Consider the following 21,161-nt stretch of genomic DNA (forward strand, 5'->3'; position numbering starts at 1 on the left):
CTCGGCAGATATCGGCAGCGGCCCTATCCTCTGAGAAGAAATAGATCCCGGCAAAGTCCGACGCCGTTTTGAATCAGCGTTAACCGGTTAACACGCCGGGCTATATTACCCTACGCTAGACTATCAATACGCAATCTATTGATATTATTGAGTAATTTTTTATTATAATCTGTTCTAGCAATTTTATGCTATCTCACGCTAAGCTGGGCAATGATGGCGATTTGCAATCTGGACCATGGCACATCGGAATAGCCCACGCGTGAATGGCGTCACATGCGTGGGATTGGCATGCATGACGTCATATGGGGGCAGACCATGGCCAAGGACAGCGAAAGATCCGCTGACATTCGCCAAAGAGCGACCGAGGTGCTTGAGCTGCTCGAGTCTGCCTATCTGCCTCTTTCACGTCTTATGCGCGACGCGGATGACGCCGGTTCCGATCCGGTCAATGACAAATACGTTGCCGAAGTTACCAAATCGCTGCAAGACCTCTGCGACAAGGCTGGCCTGAACACCCGTCCGATGTTGACCGAAATAGCACACACCGCAGCCCCACAGACCTCCGCGCCCTCCTCCCGCAAAGACAAACCCGCTGGCCCCGCCGCAAGGGCGGCCAAGCTGTCCAACTTCCTGCTGCTGCTGGCCATCCGACAGAAAAACGACCTCGGAGAGGCCGTGAGCCAGACGTATCTTTTCGATCTGCTCTGCCGGTTCGATCCCGTTCAACTGAACAAGCGCCCAAGCTATACCGCCCGTCTTGGCCGCTTCCGGAATGACAAGAGTTGGATCAATTGGAGCGACACCGATGATCTGACGATCACGGCGGACGGGCGGGACGAGGAAATCCGCTTGTACAAGATCGTGAAAGCGCACAAGGACTTTGCAGACCTCGAAGAATGCCTGACACGGGAATTCGGTTCGAAATTGTATTTCGTCATGGCAAAGACGTGACAGACCGGAGCAAGCAGAGCCAGACCATGAGCCAAGACACCCACGACCTTGAAGAGCGGATTGCCTTTCTGGAGCGCACGATCGACGATCTTTCCGACGTGGTCGCCCGTCAGGATACGACCATCGACCGCCTGTCGCGCCAGGTTGCCATGCTGATGAAGCGCGAGGCCTCGCGCGAGACGGATGGCGGCGGCGGGGCATATTTCGCCGACGAGCGCCCGCCGCATTACTGACCGGGGCGGGCCTTTGAGCTGCGGACCAGCCGCATCGAAAGGGGATGCTCGCGCCCGGCGGCGTCGTGACCCCCGGGTCACGGTCACGATTGGCGGCAGTTCAGATTGGAATTGCGCTGCGCGGACCGTCAACGCCGGGGCTCCGCCCGTTCGGCCCTCAAACGGTGCTCCGCACGTTCGATGCTGCAAAAGCGATGCTTTTGCGGACGCATCTCATCCCAGAGCGTTTGCCGCTGCGCGGACCGGGCCTCACCCCTTCGTGTCCACCGCCAGCAGATCGCCATCATGCACCAGAAGTGTGGTCCAGCGGGCATTGTTCTCGAAACGCTCGTAGATGCTGACAAAGGCGGTGTTGCCGGACAGGCGGGAAATCTTCGACCCGCAGGGCGCGTCGCGGGCCACGCCACAGAGCCGCCCCTTCAACCCCTCATAGGCCACATCCGTTTCGGAGCGCGGCAAGGTCACGCCGGGCGCCCCGTAGTGAATTTGCTCATAGCTCTCGACCGAGCCGAACATGACAAGCGCCGCCGTGAACTGCCGCAAGCACCCGTCGTCAAAGCCCGATAGATAGAAATTGCGCGCCTCCGTGCTGCCCGGCTTGCTGTCGAACAGCGTATAGGTGCCGCGCAGGGGAAAGCTCTCGGCCTTCTTGCCAAGGCTTCTCCCCTCCACCCCGCAAAGCCGCGCCACTGTCCCGTGGGGCAGCGTCACACCGGGGCCAACCTTGGCATAGTCGGGCGCGGACGGGCCGGGCGTCGCGTCCGTTGCCGGTTCAGACGGGTCATCGCCACCGAAGAGCCCCCCAAACAGTCCACGCGGCTCAGACTCAGGGGCCTGCGGCACGGGAGCTCCCGGCCCGGGTGTGTCGCCTTCCGGCAGCAGCGCTGCCTCCTGAACCGCTTCCCGCGCCGCGGCGCCGTCCTCTGCGTCCCCGCGAAAGAACCCGCCAAACAGCCCGCGGGCGCGCGTCGGCTCCCGCTCCTCCGCCAGGGAACTGTCGCCGGGTTCCCCGACCGACGCCATGGTCGCCTCGGCGGCGGCAGCGCCCTGCCCTTCCTCGGCCTTGCGCCGCAGGAAACCAAGGAAACCGCGCTGCGGCGTCGTCTGGGTCGCAACAACCGGCGGTGCCACCTCGGTCAGGTCGGCCTGCGCCGCATCGGGCAAAGCATCCGCCTGGCCCGCCGTCCCGTCCACGGTGACGTCACCAAATCTCGGCATCCCCGCAAACGGATCACCGGAGCATGCACCCAGCCCGAGACAGGCCAAAACGATCAAAGTCAGACGCATGAAGGCTCCACGATACATTCCGGGAAAAACGTTAACACGGTAGTACCCCGCCTCCGCCGCGCACGCAAATCGGCTGCCATCTGCCGCCAGGCAGTCCACGGAATTGATTGAGTTCCCTGCAAGCAATGCGCGCCACGCGTCCCTCTTCTTCTCTTTAAAAATACTCCGAAAAAGACCATCGCATCTGGCACTGCCTGCGGAGGAGAGGCGCCCGCGCGCGGCCCGCAGGGTCGCGCGCCCCGGGCGACGCGCATCGCGCGCCGCAAGCAGGCCGAAAAAGGCGAGGTTTTTTCGGCCTAATAATCCTCGACGGCCAGGACGCCGTCCAGCGATTTGATCGCGCCCTTGATTTCCGGGGTTACCGGGAAATCCTGTTTGAGGTCCATCTCCACCTCGCCCGGCAGGCCCGCGTCGTTGAGACAAAGCATCACCGGCCCGCGCGCGGCACGGGGCAGTTGTTCGGTGGCACGGCTCAGGACAGAGGCGATGTGCGGCAGGGCGCTCGGTTCTTCGATGTGGATTTTCAGGCCCATGACGCCGCCGCCGGAGGCCACCGCATCCACCGGGGCCACGCCGCGCGCGAGCAGTTTGAGCTGATCGCTTTCCATGGTTGCCTCGACGGTGACGACGACCTTGGAGCCGGTCTCCAGATATTCGCGGGATTTCTCCAGCGTTTCGGAGAACAGCGTGACCTCATAGGCGCCGGTGGGGTCGGACAGCTGGGCAAAGGCAAAGCGGTTACCGCGCGCGGATTTGCGCTCCTGCCGACCAGCGACGACGCCTGCGAGCTTGGCCACCAGCGCGCCGCGTTCGGCGCGGCCGGTGACCTCGTCCAGCGTCATCACGTCCTGCCGTTTCAGCGCGGTCATGTAATCGTCGAGCGGGTGGCCGGAGAGGTAGAAGCCCACAGCCTTGAACTCCTCCGCCAGCCGCTCGGCGGGCAGCCAGTCGGTGACCGGCGACATGCGCGGCTCCGGCAAATCCTCACCCGCTTCGCCAAAGAGCGAGACCTGCGCGGAGGCCTTTTGTTCGAAGATCGCGGTGGAATAGGCAACCAGCGCGTCGAGGCTGTCAAAGACGCGGCGGCGGTTGCTGTCGAGCTGATCGAAGGCCCCGGCGCGGGCGAGCATTTCCAGCGGGCGCTTGCCGATCTTCTTGAGCTCCACGCGCCGTGCGAGGTCGTAGAGCGTGGCGAAGGGCCGATCCGCGCGCCCGTCAACGATCAGGCCCATGGCATCGACACCGACGTTCTTCAGCGCGCCGAGCGCGTAGACCAGCTCTCCGTCGACCACGTCAAACGTCGCCTGGGAGCGGTTCACACATGGCGGCACCCAAGGCAGCCTGAGCCCCTTGCGGACCTCTTCGAAATAGACGGCAAGTTTGTCCGTCAGGTGGATATCGCAGTTCATGACACCGGCCATGAACTCCACCGGGTGGTTCGCCTTGAGCCATGCGGTTTGGTAGGAGACCACCGCATAGGCCGCTGCGTGGGATTTGTTGAAGCCGTAGTTGGCGAATTTCTCCAGAAGGTCAAAGACCTCCGTGGCCTTCTTCTTGTCGACACCGTTGGCCGCCGCGCCCTTCTCGAATTTCGGGCGTTCGGCGTCCATCGCCTCCTTGATCTTCTTGCCCATGGCGCGGCGCAGCAGGTCGGCGCCGCCGAGCGAGTAGCCCGCCATGACCTGCGCGATCTGCATCACCTGTTCCTGATAGACGATGATGCCCTGCGTCTCGGCCAGGATGTGGTCGATGGAGGGGTGGACGGAGGTGATCTCCTTGAGGCCGTTTTTTACCTCGCAATAGGTCGGGATGTTCTCCATCGGGCCGGGGCGGTAGAGCGCGACAAGCGCCACGATGTCCTCGATGCAGGTCGGCTTCATGCGCTTGAGCGCGTCCATCATGCCCGAGGATTCCACCTGGAACACCGCGACGGTCTTGGCCGACGCATAAAGCTTGTAGGTGGCTTCATCATCCAGCGGGATGAGGTTCATCTGGTTTTCCGCGCCCTCGGCGGGTTCATAGAGTTCGGTGCCATCGGCGGCGATGTGCAGTTGCCGCCCGCTTTTCAGGATCAGGTCGAGCGCGTTCTGAATGACGGTCAGCGTCTTGAGGCCGAGGAAGTCGAATTTGACCAGACCGGCCTGTTCGACCCATTTCATGTTGAACTGGGTCGCGGGCATGTCGGAGCGCGGATCGCGGTAGAGCGGGACAAGCCGATCGGTGGGGCGGTCGGCGATGACCACGCCGGCCGCATGGGTCCCGGCAGAGCGCAGCAGCCCCTCCACCTGCATCCCGTATTTCAGCAGCCGGTCCACGACCTCTTCGTTGCGCGCTTCCTCCGCCAGACGCGGCTCGTCGCGCAGGGCCTGCTCAATTGACACAGGCTTCACCCCTTCGACCGGGATCATCTTCGACAGGCGGTCCACCTGTCCGTAGGGCATTTGCAGAACCCGGCCCATGTCGCGCACGGCGGCCTTGGAAAGAAGCGCGCCGAAGGTGATGATCTGGGCCACCTTGTCGTGGCCGTATTTCTCCTGAACGTAGCGGATCACCTCCTCGCGGCGATCCATGCAGAAGTCGATGTCGAAGTCGGGCATGGAGACCCGCTCGGGGTTGAGAAAGCGCTCGAAGAGCAGCGAGTAGCGCAGCGGATCAAGGTCGGTGATCGTCAGCGCATAGGCCACGAGACTGCCCGCCCCGGACCCCCGCCCCGGCCCGACGGGAATGCTGTGATCCTTCGCCCACTGGATGAAGTCGGCCACGATCAGGAAGTAGCCGGGAAAGCCCATGCCCTCGATGATATCAAGTTCGAAATCGAGGCGTTTCTGATAGTCTTCGACGCTGACCGCGTGGGGGATCACGGCCAGCCGCGCCTGCAGGCCCTCGTTCGCCATGCGGCGCAGTTCGGTCACCTCGTCATCGGCGAATTTCGGCAGGATCGGATCGCGGCGATAGGCCATGAAGGCGCAGCGGCGGGCGATTTCCACCGTGTTTTCGAGGGCTTCCGGCAGATCGGCAAAGAGCGTCGCCATCTCCTGCGGGGTCTTGAGGTAATGCTGCGGCGTCAGGCGGCGGCGCGGCTCCTGTTGGTCGACATAAGCGCCTTCCGCGATACAGATCATCGCATCATGCGCCTCGTACATCTCTTCTTTTGGGAAGTAGACATCGTTGGTGGCGACGATGGGCAGGTCCATCTCGTAGGCCATTTCGAGGAAGGGCCGTTCGGTCAGCTGCTCCGCCTCCGGCAGGCCATCCTCACCCGGATGGCGTTGCAATTCGACGTAGAGCCTGTCGGCGAAGATCTCTTTCATCCGGTCCATAAGGCCCTGCGCCGCCGGGAATTGTCCGGCCCGAAGCAGACGCCCCACCGGGCCATCCGGCCCGCCGGTCAGGCAGATCACGTCGGCGGAATGCTGCGCCAGCTCTTCGAGCGAGATGTAGGGCAATTCCGTCCCAGGCCGCATGTAGAGGCAGGAGTTGAGCAGCATGAGGTTCTCATAGCCCGCTTCGGTCTGCGCCAGCAGGACGATGGGTGCGGGGGGGCGCGGGCGCTCGCCCTGCTGCGGCTCGATTGGGCGCAGATCGAACTGGCAGCCGATGATCGGCTGAACCCCGGCGCCCGCTGCGCCGACGGAAAACTCCAGCGCGGCAAAGAGGTTGTTGCTGTCGGTGACCGCAATGGCGGGCATGCCCATGGCCTCGCAGAGACCGGGGAGTTTCTTCAGCCGAATGGCCCCTTCGAGCAGGGAATATTCGGTATGGGTGCGCAGGTGAATGAATCGGGGATCGGCCATGACCGCACCGTATCTTGTGGGTGTGGAGGGGGGAAGATCACAATTGACCCTCTGACCCTACATCTCTTTGCGCGCACCGCGTTCAGACAAAACCGGCCCCCGCCGAGGACCAGCGGGGGCCGTCATTTGCCGCAGGCAGAGCGCCGGACAGAGGGGGAGTTGTCAGACGCTGTCGAGCGGCAATTCGCGCAGGCGAGTGGAGGCCAGGCAGGCCAGCAGTGCCGCCCCGGCGGCAATCCAGAAGATCGGGTGCAGCGCTTCGGAAAAGCCCTGCATGACCCGCAACTGATCCTCGGGCGAGAGTCCCTGCACCTGCTCGGCGCCAAGCGAGCGCAACCCGCCCTGCCCCGCGTTCGGCAGCACCCCGGCAAGGTTCCCCGCCAGTCCGGCGGTAAAGACCGCCCCGAAGAACGCCGTGCCCAGCGCCCCGCCGATCAGTCGGAACATGTTGGCCGAGGCGGTGCCGACACCCATCATCGACATCGGGATGGCGTTCTGGATCGCGGCAACGCCGATGGAGAACACCGGACCAAGGCCCAGTCCCACAAGGACCATGGTCCCGGCAATGAGCCAAAGCGGGCTGTCCTGCGTAATGGTCGCCATCAGTGCCATGGCCAGCGCCAGAAGCCCTGTGGAGAGGATCGGCAGCAGCTTGTAGCGGCCGGTTACGGACATGACCTTGCCCGCGCCCATGGACGCGCTCAGCAATCCCGCCATCATCGGCACGAGGAACAGACCGGAGTTGGTGGGCGAGACGCCTTTGACCACCTGCAGGAACAGCGGCAGGAAGGTGATCGTGGCAAACATCGCCATGCCGACGAGGAAGCCGACGACGTTGACAACGACAAAGGTGTTATTGACGAAGAGGCTCATGGGCAGGATCGGCGCCTGCGCGCGGCGCTCGGCCCAGACAAAGCCAATGAGCGCCAGCACGCCGGCGATCCCCAGGCCGATGGACTGTTCCAGCCCGCCCGCGTTCGGCACCAGAACGATGGCCGCAAGCAGCGTGGTCAACAACGCGGCACCAAGGTAGTCGAGGCTTGCCTCCGGCCGCTCGGACCGGCGCGGCAGCGCATAGCCCAGCACCACGAAGGCAAGCAAACCCACGGGGAGGTTGACGAAGAAGATCCAGTGCCAGCCGATCGTCTCGACGATCATCCCGCCCAGAAGCGGGCCGATGACGGTGGAAATCCCGAAGGCGGCACCGAGGATGCCCTGCGCCATACCGCGCTGCCGCGCCGGGAGCAGATCGCCGACCGTGGCCATGGACGTGACGATGAGCGCGCCCGCCCCGGCGCCCTGAATCGCGCGCCCCGCAATCACCAGCCCCATGTTGGTGGCGGTGCCGCAGACCACGGCGCCGATGACAAAGACGATGATGCCCCATTGCAGCACGGCCTTGCGCCCGAACATGTCCCCGAGCTTGCCGGCCACCGGCGCGGCGATGGTGGAGGCGAGCAGGTAGGCGGTGATCACCCAGGTCAGGTGATCCATGCCGCCAAGATCCGCCACCATGGTCGGCAGCGCCGTGGAGACGATGGTCTGGCCCAGCGAGGCAAAAAGCAGTGTCGCCGCGATGGCGGCCAACACGACCCGGATCACCGCCGGGTCAGGCTGTTCGGAATAGGCGGTATCGGGTTCGGCGAACGACATGAGGTATCCTGAAACTGGCAGTGCGCAACGCGCGCCGAAAAAGGCACCGCGGCAGGGGTATTTGCATCGTCACGCGTTTGTTGTAAAATGTGCTGAGGACATTTATATGTCAATAGCACGTATTTGTGAGAGTCATGAAAGGACATCATGGGCGAGCGCGACGAAGACCTGAAACGCAAATTGCAGGACGCCGGAATTGACGCCGAGACCGGAGAGGCCGCGTTCGACGTGGATGCGATCCTGCAGCGGTGGCGCCGCAAGGTGATCAAGCGCGAGCTGGGCCATCAAGCGCTGACCGATCTGGGTCTGCCGGTCGATCTGGCACAGCTTGACGTGCTGATGGCGGTGCGTGCCCCGGCCAGTGAATTCCGCAACGAACCGGAGTGCGAGACCATGGTGTCGACCGTGGCCACCCGGCTCAACATCGACCCCTCACGCGCCAGCCGGATCACGTCGGAGTTGATCAGGCGCGGCTACCTCTACCGCGACATCAGCCAGAAGGACGCCCGGCGCGCCGTTCTGGCCCTGACCCCGGCGGGAATCAGCGTCGTGGAGGCGGTGCGCCACTACAAGTTTCTCGTGCTCGGATCCTACCTGAAGGATTGGACCCGCGAAGAGATCGCAACCTTCCTGCCGCTGCTGGAGCGTTTCAGCGCATGGTCCGAACGCGCCGCCAGCCCCACGGGACCTGTCTCCGATGAGGTGGCAAAGCTGCGTGACACGCTGCTGGACCCTGCCCAAGAGCCAACAAAAAAGCCCGCCAAACAGGCGCTCAATTAGCAGGCAAGGCTGCAAATCTGCTCATTTGCTGAACATTTTTTCCTTGCCATACGCCGCACGCCCCGCCTAGCCTGAGCCGACAAGGGTACCGTGCGCTTTCTACGCCGCATCGAGGGCGCACACCCGGCGAACGGGGATGAATTGGTAAGGCGGCAGGCTTTCACTATGAAAATCACCTTTCTTCTCAACGGAGAGAGCGTTGATCTGGACGACGTGACCCCGACGGTCACGCTTCTGGACTGGCTGCGCGAAACCCGCGGCCTGACGGGCACCAAGGAGGGCTGCAATGAAGGCGATTGCGGCGCTTGCACGGTAATGGTGCAGGACGCGCAGGGGGCAAAGGCGCTCAACGCCTGCATCCTGTTCCTGCCGCAACTGCACGGCAAAGCGGTGCGCACGGTCGAGGGGCTGGCCACGCCGGATGGCACGCTTCATCCGGTGCAGGAGGCGATGATCGCGCACCATGGCGCGCAATGCGGCTTTTGCACGCCTGGCTTCATCTGCTCCATGGCCACCGCGCATCTGAATGGCGACACCGGCCACGACGACGCGCTGGCCGGGAACCTGTGCCGGTGTACCGGCTATGCGCCGATCATCCGCGCGGCCGAGGCCGCCGCCTCCGAGCCGGTGCCGGAACACCTGATCCGCGACCGGGACTTCTTCTCTTCGGAAATACTCACGGAGGGTCCGGGAGGCAGTCAGCCTCCCGGGGTTCACGCGCCCGAAACGCTGGAGGACCTCGCCGAGCTTGCCGCCCGCCTTCCGGAGGCCACGCTGATCGCGGGGGCGACGGATGTGGGCCTCTGGGTCACCAAGCAGCTGCGCGATCTTGATACGGTCATCTTCTTGAACCGCTGCAGCGCGTTGCAACAGATCGAAGAAACCGGCGACGGGTATCGCATCGGGGCCGGCGTCACCATGGACCGGGTTCATGCGTTGATGAAAACGCAATTCCCCAGCTATGCCGAGATGATCCGCCGTTATGGCTCGACACAGGTGCGGGGCGCGGCGACGATTGGCGGCAACATCGCCAATGGCTCCCCGATCGGGGACAATCCGCCTGCGCTCATCGCACTTGGGGCGACGCTGCACCTGCGCTATCGCGACACGGTGCGGGAGATGCCATTGGAGGCATTCTACATCGACTATGGCAAGCAGGACCGCCATCCCGGCGAGATTGTCGAGGCCGTAACAATCCCGAAACAGCCGGACCGGCTGAAGGTCTACAAGCTGTCCAAGCGCTTTGATCAGGACATCTCGGCGGTTTGCGGCGCCTTCAACATCCATGTGGAGAACGGCACTGTCACAAGCGCGCGCATCGCCTTCGGCGGCATGGCGGGCACGCCCAAACGGGCCAGCACCGTGGAGGCCGCGATTACCGGCAAGCCCTGGACCGATGACACGCTGGCCGCCGCCTGGGATGCCTGGGAGGAGGATTTCGTGCCCCTGAGCGACATGCGTGCCAGCGCCGATTATCGCCTGACCTGCGCGCGCAACATGCTGTCGCGCTGCCTTCTGGAGGATTTCGGGGCGCGCGCCAATGTTCTGGAGGTGCGGGCATGACTGTCGGAAAGCCCCTGCCCCATGATGCCGCGCGTCTGCACGTCACCGGCGCGGCCCGGTATATCGACGACATTCCGGCAACGAGCGGGACGCTGCATCTGGCCTTCGGGCTGTCGCAGATCGCTGCGGGGCGGATCACCGCAATCGACCTTGAGCCGGTGCGCACCGCGCCCGGCGTGGTGCGTGTGTGGCAGGCGTCTGATCTGCCGTCGGATTGCGACTGCTCGCCCTCGGCGCATGACGAGCCGATGCTGTCCGGCAGCACCATCCGCTATCTCGGCCAGCCGGTCTTTCTCGTTGCCGCGACCTCGCATCTGGCCGCGCGCAAGGCGGCACGGCTGGCGAAGATCGAGTACCAGTCGCGCGATGCGATCCTGACCATTCCCGAGGCGATGGAAGCCGGGGCCTCCTTCGGCGATCCGCGGATCTGGGAAAAGGGCGATGCGGGCGAGGCCATCGACACGGCGCCGCATTCCATCGAAGGGGTGATCGTCATGGGCGGTCAGGAGCACTTCTACCTCGAAGGACAGGCCGCGATGGCGGTGCCGCAGGAAGGCGGCGACATGCTGGTGCATAGCTCGACCCAGCATCCGACCGAGATCCAGCACAAGGTCGCCCACGCCCTGCACCTGCCGATGCACGCCGTGCGCGTCGAGACCCGGCGCATGGGCGGCGGTTTCGGCGGCAAGGAGAGCCAGGGCAACGCGCTGGCCATTGCCTGTGCCGTGGTCGCGGCGGCGACGGGCCGGTCGGCCAAGATGCGCTATGACCGCGACGATGACTTCATGATCACCGGCAAGCGCCACGATTTCCGCATCGAGTACACCGCCGGTTTCGACGATGACGGGCGGCTGACCGGGGTGGAATTCCTGCAACTGGCGCGCTGTGGCTGGGCGCAGGATCTGTCGCATCCGGTGGCGGACCGGGCGATGCTGCATTCGGACAATGCCTATCTTCTGGAGAATATCCGGATCGAGAGCCACAGGCTGAAAACCAACACCCAGAGCGCCACGGCCTATCGTGGTTTTGGCGGTCCGCAGGGGATGCTGGGGATCGAGCGGGTGATGGATCACGTGGCGCATGCGCTTGGCAAGGACCCACTGAAGGTCCGGCAGGCGAATTACTATGCGGCACGGGCAGAGGGGGGGCCAGCCCCCCGTCCTGCGGACTCCCCCCGGGATATTTTACCAGAGAAGAACCAGGACGGGACGGACGTTGATCTGACCTCGCGCGGGGCAGCGGAGGCCGTTCCGGACGGCAAGCCAACGGTGCCGCCCAAAGACGTTCAAACCACACCCTACGGTCAGCCGGTCACGGATTTCATCCTGCACGAGATGACCGAGGCCCTTTCGGAGGGTTGTGAATACGCGGCGCGGCGGGCGGCGGTGGCGGAGTGGAACGCCGCCAACCCGGTGCTCAAGCGCGGGATCGCCCTGACGCCGGTGAAGTTCGGGATTTCCTTTACGCTGACGCATCTCAACCAGGCCGGGGCGCTGGTGCATGTCTATCAGGACGGCAGCATCGCCATGAACCACGGTGGCACGGAGATGGGACAGGGGTTGTTCCAGAAGGTGGCGCAGGTCGCCGCATGTGCATTCGGCGTCGATATGGACAGGGTGAAGATCACCGCGACGGATACGGCCAAGGTGCCCAACACCTCCGCGACGGCGGCCTCCTCGGGCTCGGATCTGAATGGCATGGCGGTCAAGGCCGCCTGTGATACCATTCGGGGACGCATGGCCGAGCATCTGGCCAAGCTTTACGACGACACCGCCGGGGACGTCGTTTTTGCCGATGGCATCGTGCAGGTCGGCGGCAACAAGATCCCCTTCGACGAGGCGGCGAAGCTCTGTTACGAGGCCCGGGTGAGCCTGTCCTCGACCGGCTTTTACAAGACGCCCAGGCTGAGCTGGGATTCCGTGAAGGGCCAGGGGCGGCCGTTCTTCTATTTTGCCTATGGTGTCAGCTGCTCGGAAGTGGTGATTGACACGCTGACCGGCGAGTATCGCATCCTGCGCACCGACATCGTGCATGATTGCGGCACCTCGCTGAACCCGGCGCTGGATCGGGGTCAGATCGAGGGCGGCTTTGTGCAGGGCGCGGGCTGGCTGACCACGGAGGAGCTTGTCTGGGATGTGGACGGGCGGCTGCGCACCCATGCGCCCTCCACCTACAAGATCCCCGCCTGTTCGGATCGCCCGGAACAGTTCAACGTGACCCTCTGGGACCAGCGCAATCGCGAAGAGACGATCTATCGCTCCAAGGCGGTGGGCGAGCCCCCGTTCATGCACGGGATTTCTGTGCTGATGGCGCTGTCCGATGCGGTGGCGGCCTGTGGCACGGAGTATCCGGCGCTGGACGCGCCCGCGACACCCGAGGCCGTCCTTGCGGCGGTGCGGAGGGTGCGCGGTGAGCTTTGATCTGGAGGCGCTGAAGGCGGCGGTGGCGGCGCACGGCCGCGTTGCACGGGTCGTGGTTGCCGAGGTCAGGGGCAGCACCCCGCGCGAAGTTGGCGCCGCGATGCTGGTCTGGCGTGAAGGTGCCCGCCCGGGGCAAAGCGGCACGATCGGGGGCGGTACGCTGGAGCATGAGGCCGCGCGGCATGCGTTTGATCGCCATGGCGCCACGCGACATGCGCTTGGCCCGGAAATGGGCCAGTGCTGCGGCGGGGCGGTGACGCTCTGGACCGAGCAGTTCGATGCGGAGGCTGTGGCAGCACTGGAGGGCCGGCGCGTCGTTGCCCGGGGACCCGGCGCCATGCCCTTCACGGTCGGGGCGCTGCTGTCCCAGGCCCGCCGCGAAGGACAACGCCCGCCCCCTGAATTGCGCGATGGCTGGATGATCGAGCCGGTCGCCGCGCCGCAACGACCGCTGTGGATCTGGGGCGCGGGCCACGTGGGCCGGGCGCTGGTGCAGGTGCTCTCTCCCTTGCCGGACCTCGCCATCACATGGGTCGACACCGGCCCCGAACGCTTTCCGCCCGAGATCCCCGAGGCCGTGACACCGGTGCCCGCCGCGCGGCCGGCGGCGCTGGTCCCGCATGCTCCGCCGGAGGCCGAGCACCTTATCCTGACCTATTCACACGCGCTCGATCTGGACCTGTGCCATGCGATCCTGAGCCATGATTTCGCGTTCTGCGGTTTGATCGGCTCCGACACCAAATGGGCGCGTTTTCGCAAGCGGCTTGGCGCGCTTGGCCATGCGGACGCACAGATTTCACGCATCTGCTGCCCGATTGGGCAAAAATCATTTGGCAAGCACCCCGCCGCCATTGCCATCGGGGTCGCGACGCAGCTACTTACTTTGCAAAAAAGGAACGGGGACACGTGTCAGATATCCTACTTGGCATCCGGGGCCTGACGAAGGCCTATCCCGGTGTGGTGGCGAATGACGATGTGTCTTTCGACATCCGCAAGGGAGAAATCCACGCGCTTCTCGGCGAGAACGGCGCGGGAAAATCGACCCTGGTCAAGATGATCTATGGCCTCGTGGCGCCGGACAAAGGCACGATGACGCTCGACGGGGCGGCCTTTACCCCGGGCAAACCCTCCGAAGCGCGGCAAAGCGGCGTTGCCATGGTGTTTCAGCACTTCTCTTTGTTCGACGCGCTGGACGTGGCGGAGAATGTTGCGCTGGGCATGGAAAATCCGCCGCCCATGCGCGATCTGGCGCGGCGCATCCGCGAGGTGTCCGAACTCTACGGCCTGCCGCTCGATCCGTCGCGCACTGTCGGGACGCTGTCCGCCGGAGAGCGGCAGAGGGTGGAGATCATCCGCTGCCTGCTGCAAAACCCGCGGCTGCTGATCATGGATGAACCGACTTCGGTGCTGACGCCGCAGGAGGTGGAAATCCTGTTCGAGACGTTGATGAAGCTGAAGGCCGAGGGCACCTCGATCCTCTATATCTCGCACAAGCTGGAGGAAATCCGGGCGATTTGCGACCATGCGACAATCCTGCGGCTGGGCAAGAAGGTGGGGGAAAGCACCCCGTCCGAGAGCACGGCGCGGGAGCTGGCCGAGCTGATGGTGGGCAGCAGCTTTGCCTCGCCGGTCTCGCGCGAGATCGAAAAGGGCGCGGTGCTGCTGGAGGCCAAGGGGCTGAGCCTGCCTGCGCCGGGCGCTTTTGGCACACCGCTGCGCGATGTGAATTTCGCGGTGCAGGCGGGCGAAGTGCTTGGCATCGGCGGGGTCGCGGGCAACGGCCAGGACGAGCTGCTTGCGGCGCTGTCGGGCGAGCGGACATCGGGCGCGGGCACGGTGATGATGAAAGGCAATGACATCAGCGCCGCCGGTCCCGTGGCCAGGCGCGACATGGGGCTGCTGTCGGCTCCGGAGGAGCGCCTTGGCCACGCCGCCGCACCGGACATGAGTCTGACGGAAAACGGTGTGCTGACCGCCGCACGGCGCGAATCCCTCGTCAAACGCGGGCTGATCAACTGGAGCAAGGCGCAGAGCTTTGCCGAGACGGTGATCGAGCGTTTCGACGTGCGCACCCCCGGTCCCGGCACCGCCGCGCGGGCGCTCTCGGGCGGGAACCTGCAGAAATTCGTGGTTGGCCGCGAGATCCTGCAAAACCCGGATGTGCTGATCGTGAACCAGCCGACCTGGGGCGTCGATGCCGCCGCCGCCGCCGCGATCCGGCAGGCGCTTCTGGACCTTGCCGGCAAGGGCGCGGCCATCGTCGTGATCAGTCAGGATCTGGACGAGCTGATGGAAATATCGGACCGCTTCGCCGCGCTGAACGAAGGGCGGCTATCCGCCGCGCGCCCGGTTGGAGAGCTGAACATGGAACAGATCGGCCTGATGATGGGCGGCGCACATGACATGGAGGTGGCCCATGTTGAGGCATAAGCGCCCGGACGGGCAGGCCACGCTCCATGGGACCGCTGTTTCATTCCGGTACAATTGCCAGAAGGGCGATCGCGGAGGGCACGCGGCCTTCCCGGCGGCTTCCGGGGTAAAATCCCCAGATCCGTCCTTCATGGTCGCATGGATGGAGGGCGGAGCATGATCACGCTTGAAAAACGCCCGCAGCCGTCGCGGCTCTGGACGGCGATAACGCCGCTTTTCGCGGTTTTGCTGACCATGCTGGTTGGCGGGCTGATGTTTGCCATTCTCGGGGTCGATCCGGTGGAGGCGATCCGCACGATCTTTTGGGATCCGTTGTTCCACCCGCAGTTCGCCGCCTTCTCGCGGCCGCAGTTGCTGGTCAAGGCAGGGCCGCTGATCCTGATTGCCATCGGCCTGTCCATCGGGTTTCGCGCAGGGATCTGGAACATTGGGGCCGAAGGGCAATATATCATGGGCGCGATCTTTGGCGCCGGGGCGGGGCTTGCCTTTTACCCGTCCGAAAATGTGCTGATCTTTCCGCTGATGATCCTGTGCGGGGCTTTGGGCGGCTGGGTCTGGGCCATGATCCCGGCGGTGCTCAAGACGAAGTTCGGGACCAACGAGATCCTTGTCTCCTTGATGTTGGTCTATGTGGCACAGAATATCCTGATTTCCGTTTCCACCGGGCTGCTGCGCAATCCCGAAGGCATGGGATTCCCCGGCAGCCGAAATTTCAAGCAGTGGGACGCCGCCTACAACGCGGAGATCTTTGCCGATACGGGCATGCATTGGGGTGTCGTGACCGCCTTCATCGCGGTGATCGCGGCCTATGTTCTGATGGCGCGGCATATTCAGGGTTTCAACATTCGCCTGTCCGGCGAGGCCCCCCGCGCGGCGCGGTTCTCCGGCGTCAATCCGGCGCGGATCGTGCTGCTGTGCCTTGGGATCTCCGGCACGCTGGCGGGCATGGCCGGCCTTTTTGAGGTCACCGGTCCGGCGGGGCAGATCACCGGAAGCTTCAACGCAGGCTACGGCTTCACAGCGATCATCGTGGCCTTCCTTGGCCGCCTGAACCCCTTTGGCATCCTGCTTGCCGGGCTGCTGATGGCGCTGACCTATATCGGCGGCGAGTTGGCGCAGCTCATGCTTGGCCTGCCCGGGGCGTCGATCCAGCTCTTTCAGGGGATGCTCTTGTTCTTCCTGCTGGCGACGGATGTGTTCACCAATTACCGTGTGCGGATTGGCAAGAGAGAGGTGGCGTGATGCGACATGCGAAACTTTTCCTGATCGGCTTTGCGGTCGCGATTGCCACAATTCTCGGAGCCCCCGTCATCGCTACGGACTACTGGATCCTGGGACTCCTGGTTCCTGGCAGTTATCTTGCAATGCACCTGTGGGCGCGGCGCGCGCGCGCGTTGACCACACAGGCCCGGCCCTGGACGCTCGTCGAAGACCTCGCCGCGCCCGTTGTATCCCGGGAAGGGCGAAGGCGTCTTTATGGCATCGGTATTGGCCTGCCTGTCGGATTTTTCATCTTGAACGAATGGATGGCCCCATGGACCTGAGTTCAATCAATCCTGTCCTCCTCGTTGCCTCCATCATGGTATCGGCGACGCCCATCCTGCTCGCCGCCATCGGCGAGATGGTCGTGGAGAAATCCGGCGTGCTGAACCTCGGGGTCGAGGGGATGATGATCACCGGCGCGGTGGTCGGCTTTGCCGTCTCCGTGACCATCGGCAACCCCTATCTCGGCTTTGTCGCGGCGGCGGTCGCAGGCGCGGTGCTGTCGCTGGCCTTTGGTGTGCTGACGCAGTTCCTGCTGTCCAATCAGGTCGCCACGGGGCTTGGCCTGACGCTTGTGGGCCTTGGCCTGTCGAGCCTGATCGGCAAGCCCTATGAGGGCATGAAGGCGCCGCCGGTGGCCAAGCTCGACATCCCGCTGCTCAGCGATCTGCCCGTCTTTGGCAAGATGCTGTTCAGCCATGATGTGATGATCTATGTCAGCCTGCTTCTGGTCCTCGCGGTCTGGGCGTTTCTGAAGTTCACCCGCGCCGGTCTGATCCTGCGGGCGGTGGGCGAAAGCCACGACAGCGCCCATGCGCTTGGCTACAAGGTTGTCTACGTCCGCCTGCTTGCGATCGGTTTCGGCGGGGCCTGTGCGGGCCTCGGCGGGGCGTACCTCAGCCTTGTTCGCGTGCCGCAATGGACCGAGGGCATGACGGCGGGTGCGGGATGGATCGCACTGGCCATCGTTGTCTTTGCCAGCTGGCGGGCGGGCCGTGTGCTCATCGGGGCCTATCTCTTTGGCGGGGTCACGGTGCTGCAGCTGAACCTGCAGGCGGCCGGGGCCAATGTGCCCGTCGCCCTGCTCAGCGCGTCGCCCTACCTGATCACGATCATCGTGCTTGTCTTTATCTCGGCGCGCGGCGCCCATGGATCGCCCGGCTCGCTTGGTCGGTCCTTCCACGCGTCCAGCTGATCGACTATTCTTTCAAAAAACACCGTCCAACAGGAGACTACATATGCTCAGACGTACCCTTCTCGCCTCCGCCGCCATGGCGCTGACCTTTGGTGGCGCCGCGCTGGCCGAAAGCCATGGCGAGCCGCTGACCGCGGGTTTCATCTACATCGGCCCTCCGGGTGACGGCGGCTGGACCTACGAGCACGATCAGGCGCGCCAGAAGATGGAAGCGCATTTCGACGGCAAGGTGAAAACCGTCTATCAGGAAAACGTGCCCGAGAGCGCCGACGCCGAGCGCGCCATCACCCAGATGGCGCTGACCGGGGCGGATATCATCTTCACGACGTCCTTCGGCTATATGGATCCGACGATGGCCGTGGCCGCGAAATTCCCGGATGTGAAGTTCGAACATGCCACCGGCTACAAGCGTGCCGACAACGTCAGTACCTACTCCGCGCGCTTCTATGAGGGCCGTGCGATTCAGGGCCACATCGCGGGCTCCATGACCAAGACCAACAAGATCGGCTATATTGCGTCGGTTCCGATTCCCGAGGTCATTCGCGGCATCAACTCCGCCTATATCCACGCCAAGAAGGTGAACCCGGATGTCGAGTTTTCGATCATCTGGCTCTACACGTGGTTCGATCCGGCCAAGGAAGCGGACGCCGCCCGCGCCCTGATCGAGAACGGCGCAGACGTGATCCTGCAGCACACCGACTCCACCGCTCCGCAGGCCGCAGCGCAGGAAGCCGGCGGCGTGATCACCTTTGGTCAGGCCTCCGACATGGCGGAATACGCGCCCCTGCCGCGCGTGTCCTCGATCATCGACAACTGGACGCCCTACTACATTGATCGCGTTCAGGCGGTGATGGATGGCACCTGGGAGAGCAAGGACACCTGGGACGGGATCAGCACCGGCATGGTCGGCATTGGCGAGATCACCGACGCCGTCCCCGCAGAGGTGAAGGCCGAGGCGCTCGCCCTCAAGGAGCAGATCGCGTCGGGCGACTACCATCCCTTCACCGGTCCGCTCAACAAGCAGGACGGCACCGCATGGCTTGCCGAAGGCGAAGTGGCCGATGACGGCACACTGGCCGGCATGAACTTCTACGTCGAAGGCATCACCGCAGACGTGCCGAACTGATCGCGTTCTGATTGATGACAGACGGGGGCTCCGCGCGGGCCCCCGTTTTCGTTTCTGGAATTTTTTTTTGAGGTATTTCGGAACGAACTCCACATCCTCCCGTTGAGTCCCAATTGGTTTGCAAAAAACTAGAGGGACGACATCTTGGAACAGCTGGCCCGCAAGCTCGGTTTGAAAACCGACCCGACGATTTTCTTTGCCTCAGCGGGCTTTACGCTGGTCTTCGCTCTCGCCCTCGTCTTTTTTCCCAGTCAGATCGGCGCGGCCTTTGCCGCCGGGCGCGCGTGGATCGTCACCAATATGGGCTGGTTCTTCATTCTTGGCGTCAATGTCTGGCTCGGTTTCCTGATCTGGGCCGCCGCGTCGCGGCATGGGCATATCCGCCTTGGCCCCAAAGGCTCGCGGCCCGAGTTCTCCAACCTCAGCTGGTTCACCATGCTCTTTGCCGGGGGTATCGGCACGGTGCTGATGTTCTGGGGCGTGGCAGAGCCGATCTCGCATTTCTCCAATCCACCGATCCAGGGCGTCGAACCCTACAGCGAAGCCGCCGCCCGCGACGCCATGTCGATCGCCATCTATCACCTTGGCCTGCACACATGGACGATCTTCACGCTGCCGGGGCTGGCGTTCGCCTATTTCATCAACCGGTACGAGCTGCCCGTCCGGGTCAGCTCCGTCTTCTATCCGCTGCTGCGCGAGGGCATTCACGGCCCCGTGGGCAAGGCGATCGACATTGCGTCCATTCTCGGCACGCTCTTCGGTGTTGCCGTCTCGCTCGGCCTCGGTTCCAGCCAGATTGCGGCGGGCCTCGATGCGCTCTTTGGAACAGGAGATGGCGCAACGGTGCAGGTGATGATCCTTGTCGTGCTGACCGTCGTCGCCATCGGCTCCATCGTCGTTGGTCTGGACAAGGGCGTGAAAGTGCTCTCGAACCTCAATATCGGCATGGCCGTGGCGTTGATGGTGTTTGTGCTCGTCACCGGCTCAACGCTCTTCCTGCTGCGCGGCATCGTCGAGACCTTCGGGCTGTATTTCAGCAATTTGCCCCGGCTTGCCTTCTGGAACGACATGCTCGCGAACAACAATCCGGACACTGATACATGGGGTTGGCAGGGTGGCTGGACCGTCTTTTACTGGGCCTGGACCGTGACGTGGTCGCCGTTCATCGGCCTGTTTGTGGCGCGCATCTCGCGCGGGCGCACGATCCGGGAGTTCGTTTTCGGTGTGCTCATGGCGCCGTCGCTGTTCACGCTGATCTGGTTCGCCATCTTTGGCTGGCAGGCGATGGAATTCGACGGGCTTGGAGCTGCCGCCCGCGCGGCGTTGGGCGAAGAGGCCGGGAAGATCAGCGCGGCGGTCGCGGAAAGCGTCCCGCTGGCCATGTTCGCCTTCTTCGAGCATTTCCCCTTCACCAGCTTCATCCAGGGCTTTGCCGTGATCATCGTGGCGATCTTCTTTGCCACCTCCTCCGACTCGGCCAGCCTCGTCGTGGACATGCTCTGCACCGGCTCACCCGAACCCGGCCCGGTGGGTCAGCGGGTGTTCTGGGGTGCGGCGGAAGGTCTTGTGGCTGCGATGCTGATCCTGCTCGCCGGGGACGCGGGGCTCGACGCGCTGCAACAGGTGATCACCGTCGTGGGCCTTCCGATCTTCTTGCTCGTCTGCATGATGATCCCGTCGCTCATTCGCGGCTTTGCGATGGAGGAAATCGACCACATCACCATCGGCACGCGGCCCGAGCTCGAAGAGTTCCACACGGAGCGCGAATAGGCCGCGCGCCCGCGACCCTGGTCAGGGACGGGTCAGCGCTCCGAAGACATTGCAGCCGAGCGTGACGCGCAGGGCACCGATGAGATCCTGCACGGATTCGGCGCTGAAATATTCACCGCCGGTCCGATCCGCGAGGCAGCGGGCATTGCTCACCGCTTCGGTGTCGCGCTCGCTGTCCCAGCGGAAGTGGCTGCTGCGGACCTTGAAACCGATCACATGCACCGTAAGATCCAGCCCCTCCGCCGCCAGATCGGCGGCAAGCTGGCACGGCGCGCCGCCACAGGTCTCGTCCCCGTCCGTCACCAGCACGATAGCCCCCGCGCGCGTGCGGTACTCAAGCGCTTCGGCGGCCAGCCGCACCCCTTCGGTCAGCGGCGTGTTGCCGGTGGGATCAATGGCATCCACCGCCGCCGAAATCGGCCGGGCGGCATCCGGGCGCGGGCCGAAATGCAGCTCCGTGCTCTTGCACTCGGCGTCGCCGCCGGGACCATAGACCACGAGGCCGAGCCGCCGCATCGCGGCGATCTGCGGCAAGACACTGTGCAAGGCTTCACGCGCTTCGATGATGCGCGGCACGTCAATCTTGTTGAAGCCCATTTCGGCCATGCTGCCGGAGCCATCAAAGACGATCATCGCGTCCTGGGTACACTCCGAACCGGCATTCAACGGTGTTGGCGAAAGCAGGAAACCCGTTGC

At 64.1% G+C, this 21,161-nt stretch carries 16 protein-coding genes; 12 read left to right on the forward strand and 4 right to left on the reverse strand.

Translation table 11 applies throughout. The features are described 5' to 3' along the window. The first annotated feature begins 288 nt into the window (after nucleotides 1-288). Nucleotides 289-951 carry a hypothetical protein gene (locus tag ACN2XU_RS20585; RefSeq protein ID WP_419412231.1) on the forward strand — a complete coding sequence of 221 codons (663 nt, stop codon included), beginning with the start codon at nucleotides 289-291 and terminating at the stop codon, nucleotides 949-951. 26 nt (nucleotides 952-977) lie between these two features. Continuing rightward, nucleotides 978-1,184, forward strand: coding sequence for a SlyX family protein (locus ACN2XU_RS20590; protein ID WP_419412232.1), 207 nt, complete (start codon nucleotides 978-980; stop codon nucleotides 1,182-1,184). Nucleotides 1,185-1,433: 249 nt separating this feature from the next. Here ACN2XU_RS20590 and ACN2XU_RS20595 read toward each other — a convergent pair whose 3' ends face one another. The 3 genes from ACN2XU_RS20595 to ACN2XU_RS20605 all read right to left on the reverse strand — a co-directional run bounded on the left by ACN2XU_RS20595 (nucleotide 1,434) and on the right by ACN2XU_RS20605 (nucleotide 7,918). Further along, complete coding sequence (locus ACN2XU_RS20595) at nucleotides 1,434-2,471, reverse strand: hypothetical protein (protein ID WP_419412233.1); 1,038 nt, start codon at nucleotides 2,469-2,471, stop codon at nucleotides 1,434-1,436. A 296-nt stretch (nucleotides 2,472-2,767) separates the two neighbouring features. Next, nucleotides 2,768-6,265 carry a DNA polymerase III subunit alpha gene (dnaE, locus tag ACN2XU_RS20600; protein ID WP_419412234.1) on the reverse strand — a complete coding sequence of 1,166 codons (3,498 nt, stop codon included), beginning with the start codon at nucleotides 6,263-6,265 and terminating at the stop codon, nucleotides 2,768-2,770. 162 nt (nucleotides 6,266-6,427) lie between these two features. Continuing rightward, the gene (locus ACN2XU_RS20605; RefSeq protein ID WP_419412235.1) at nucleotides 6,428-7,918 is read right to left on the reverse strand and encodes an MDR family MFS transporter; all 1,491 of its coding nucleotides are present in this window, start codon (nucleotides 7,916-7,918) and stop codon (nucleotides 6,428-6,430) included. Between the two features lie 147 nt (nucleotides 7,919-8,065). Between ACN2XU_RS20605 and ACN2XU_RS20610 the strand changes: the two genes are divergently transcribed. From ACN2XU_RS20610 to ACN2XU_RS20655, 10 genes are all read left to right on the forward strand, one after another. Continuing rightward, a complete protein-coding gene (locus tag ACN2XU_RS20610; RefSeq protein WP_419412236.1) occupies nucleotides 8,066-8,698 on the forward strand; it encodes a MarR family winged helix-turn-helix transcriptional regulator in 633 nt (210 codons plus the stop codon). 165 nt (nucleotides 8,699-8,863) lie between these two features. Then, nucleotides 8,864-10,261: a xanthine dehydrogenase small subunit gene (gene xdhA / locus ACN2XU_RS20615; RefSeq protein ID WP_419412237.1), complete on the forward strand. Its 1,398-nt coding sequence runs from the start codon at nucleotides 8,864-8,866 to the stop codon at nucleotides 10,259-10,261. After that, complete coding sequence (xdhB, locus tag ACN2XU_RS20620) at nucleotides 10,258-12,681, forward strand: xanthine dehydrogenase molybdopterin binding subunit (protein WP_419412238.1); 2,424 nt, start codon at nucleotides 10,258-10,260, stop codon at nucleotides 12,679-12,681. Before xdhA ends, xdhB begins: the two co-directional genes overlap by 4 nt. Next, entirely contained in the window at nucleotides 12,671-13,621 is a 951-nt protein-coding gene (gene xdhC, locus ACN2XU_RS20625) for a xanthine dehydrogenase accessory protein XdhC (protein WP_419412239.1), read from the forward strand. Before xdhB ends, xdhC begins: the two co-directional genes overlap by 11 nt. Beyond that, a complete protein-coding gene (locus ACN2XU_RS20630; RefSeq protein WP_419412240.1) occupies nucleotides 13,588-15,111 on the forward strand; it encodes an ABC transporter ATP-binding protein in 1,524 nt (507 codons plus the stop codon). Before xdhC ends, ACN2XU_RS20630 begins: the two co-directional genes overlap by 34 nt. A 156-nt stretch (nucleotides 15,112-15,267) precedes the next feature. After that, nucleotides 15,268-16,353, forward strand: coding sequence for an ABC transporter permease (locus tag ACN2XU_RS20635; RefSeq protein ID WP_419412241.1), 1,086 nt, complete (start codon nucleotides 15,268-15,270; stop codon nucleotides 16,351-16,353). Then, entirely contained in the window at nucleotides 16,353-16,655 is a 303-nt protein-coding gene (locus ACN2XU_RS20640; protein ID WP_419412242.1) for a hypothetical protein, read from the forward strand. Before ACN2XU_RS20635 ends, ACN2XU_RS20640 begins: the two co-directional genes overlap by 1 nt. After that, nucleotides 16,646-17,569, forward strand: coding sequence for an ABC transporter permease (locus ACN2XU_RS20645; protein WP_419412243.1), 924 nt, complete (start codon nucleotides 16,646-16,648; stop codon nucleotides 17,567-17,569). Before ACN2XU_RS20640 ends, ACN2XU_RS20645 begins: the two co-directional genes overlap by 10 nt. Nucleotides 17,570-17,612: 43 nt before the next feature. Further along, a complete protein-coding gene (locus ACN2XU_RS20650) occupies nucleotides 17,613-18,695 on the forward strand; it encodes a BMP family ABC transporter substrate-binding protein (protein ID WP_419412244.1) in 1,083 nt (360 codons plus the stop codon). Between the two features lie 144 nt (nucleotides 18,696-18,839). Beyond that, nucleotides 18,840-20,465 carry a BCCT family transporter gene (locus ACN2XU_RS20655; protein ID WP_419412245.1) on the forward strand — a complete coding sequence of 542 codons (1,626 nt, stop codon included), beginning with the start codon at nucleotides 18,840-18,842 and terminating at the stop codon, nucleotides 20,463-20,465. 21 nt (nucleotides 20,466-20,486) lie between these two features. Here the strand turns inward: ACN2XU_RS20655 and ACN2XU_RS20660 are convergent, their stop codons facing one another. Then, nucleotides 20,487-21,098: a vWA domain-containing protein gene (locus ACN2XU_RS20660; protein WP_419412246.1), complete on the reverse strand. Its 612-nt coding sequence runs from the start codon at nucleotides 21,096-21,098 to the stop codon at nucleotides 20,487-20,489. Nucleotides 21,099-21,161 lie beyond the last annotated feature (63 nt).

Source organism: Pacificoceanicola niger (assembly GCF_048553275.1).
Lineage (GTDB): Bacteria > Pseudomonadota > Alphaproteobacteria > Rhodobacterales > Rhodobacteraceae > Pacificoceanicola.

Bases quoted from the DNA above. Each gene is read 5' to 3' on its own strand.
- ACN2XU_RS20585 (WP_419412231.1), top strand. From the start codon at position 289: ATGCATGACGTCATATGGGGGCAGACCATGGCCAAGGACAGCGAAAGA.
- ACN2XU_RS20590 (WP_419412232.1), top strand. From the start codon at position 978: ATGAGCCAAGACACCCACGACCTTGAAGAGCGGATTGCCTTTCTGGAG.
- ACN2XU_RS20595 (WP_419412233.1), bottom strand. From the start codon at position 2,471: ATGCGTCTGACTTTGATCGTTTTGGCCTGTCTCGGGCTGGGTGCATGC.
- dnaE (WP_419412234.1), bottom strand. From the start codon at position 6,265: ATGGCCGATCCCCGATTCATTCACCTGCGCACCCATACCGAATATTCC.
- ACN2XU_RS20605 (WP_419412235.1), bottom strand. From the start codon at position 7,918: ATGTCGTTCGCCGAACCCGATACCGCCTATTCCGAACAGCCTGACCCG.
- ACN2XU_RS20610 (WP_419412236.1), top strand. From the start codon at position 8,066: ATGGGCGAGCGCGACGAAGACCTGAAACGCAAATTGCAGGACGCCGGA.
- xdhA (WP_419412237.1), top strand. From the start codon at position 8,864: ATGAAAATCACCTTTCTTCTCAACGGAGAGAGCGTTGATCTGGACGAC.
- xdhB (WP_419412238.1), top strand. From the start codon at position 10,258: ATGACTGTCGGAAAGCCCCTGCCCCATGATGCCGCGCGTCTGCACGTC.
- ACN2XU_RS20635 (WP_419412241.1), top strand. From the start codon at position 15,268: ATGATCACGCTTGAAAAACGCCCGCAGCCGTCGCGGCTCTGGACGGCG.
- ACN2XU_RS20640 (WP_419412242.1), top strand. From the start codon at position 16,353: ATGCGACATGCGAAACTTTTCCTGATCGGCTTTGCGGTCGCGATTGCC.
- ACN2XU_RS20645 (WP_419412243.1), top strand. From the start codon at position 16,646: ATGGACCTGAGTTCAATCAATCCTGTCCTCCTCGTTGCCTCCATCATG.
- ACN2XU_RS20650 (WP_419412244.1), top strand. From the start codon at position 17,613: ATGCTCAGACGTACCCTTCTCGCCTCCGCCGCCATGGCGCTGACCTTT.
- ACN2XU_RS20660 (WP_419412246.1), bottom strand. From the start codon at position 21,098: ATGATCGTCTTTGATGGCTCCGGCAGCATGGCCGAAATGGGCTTCAAC.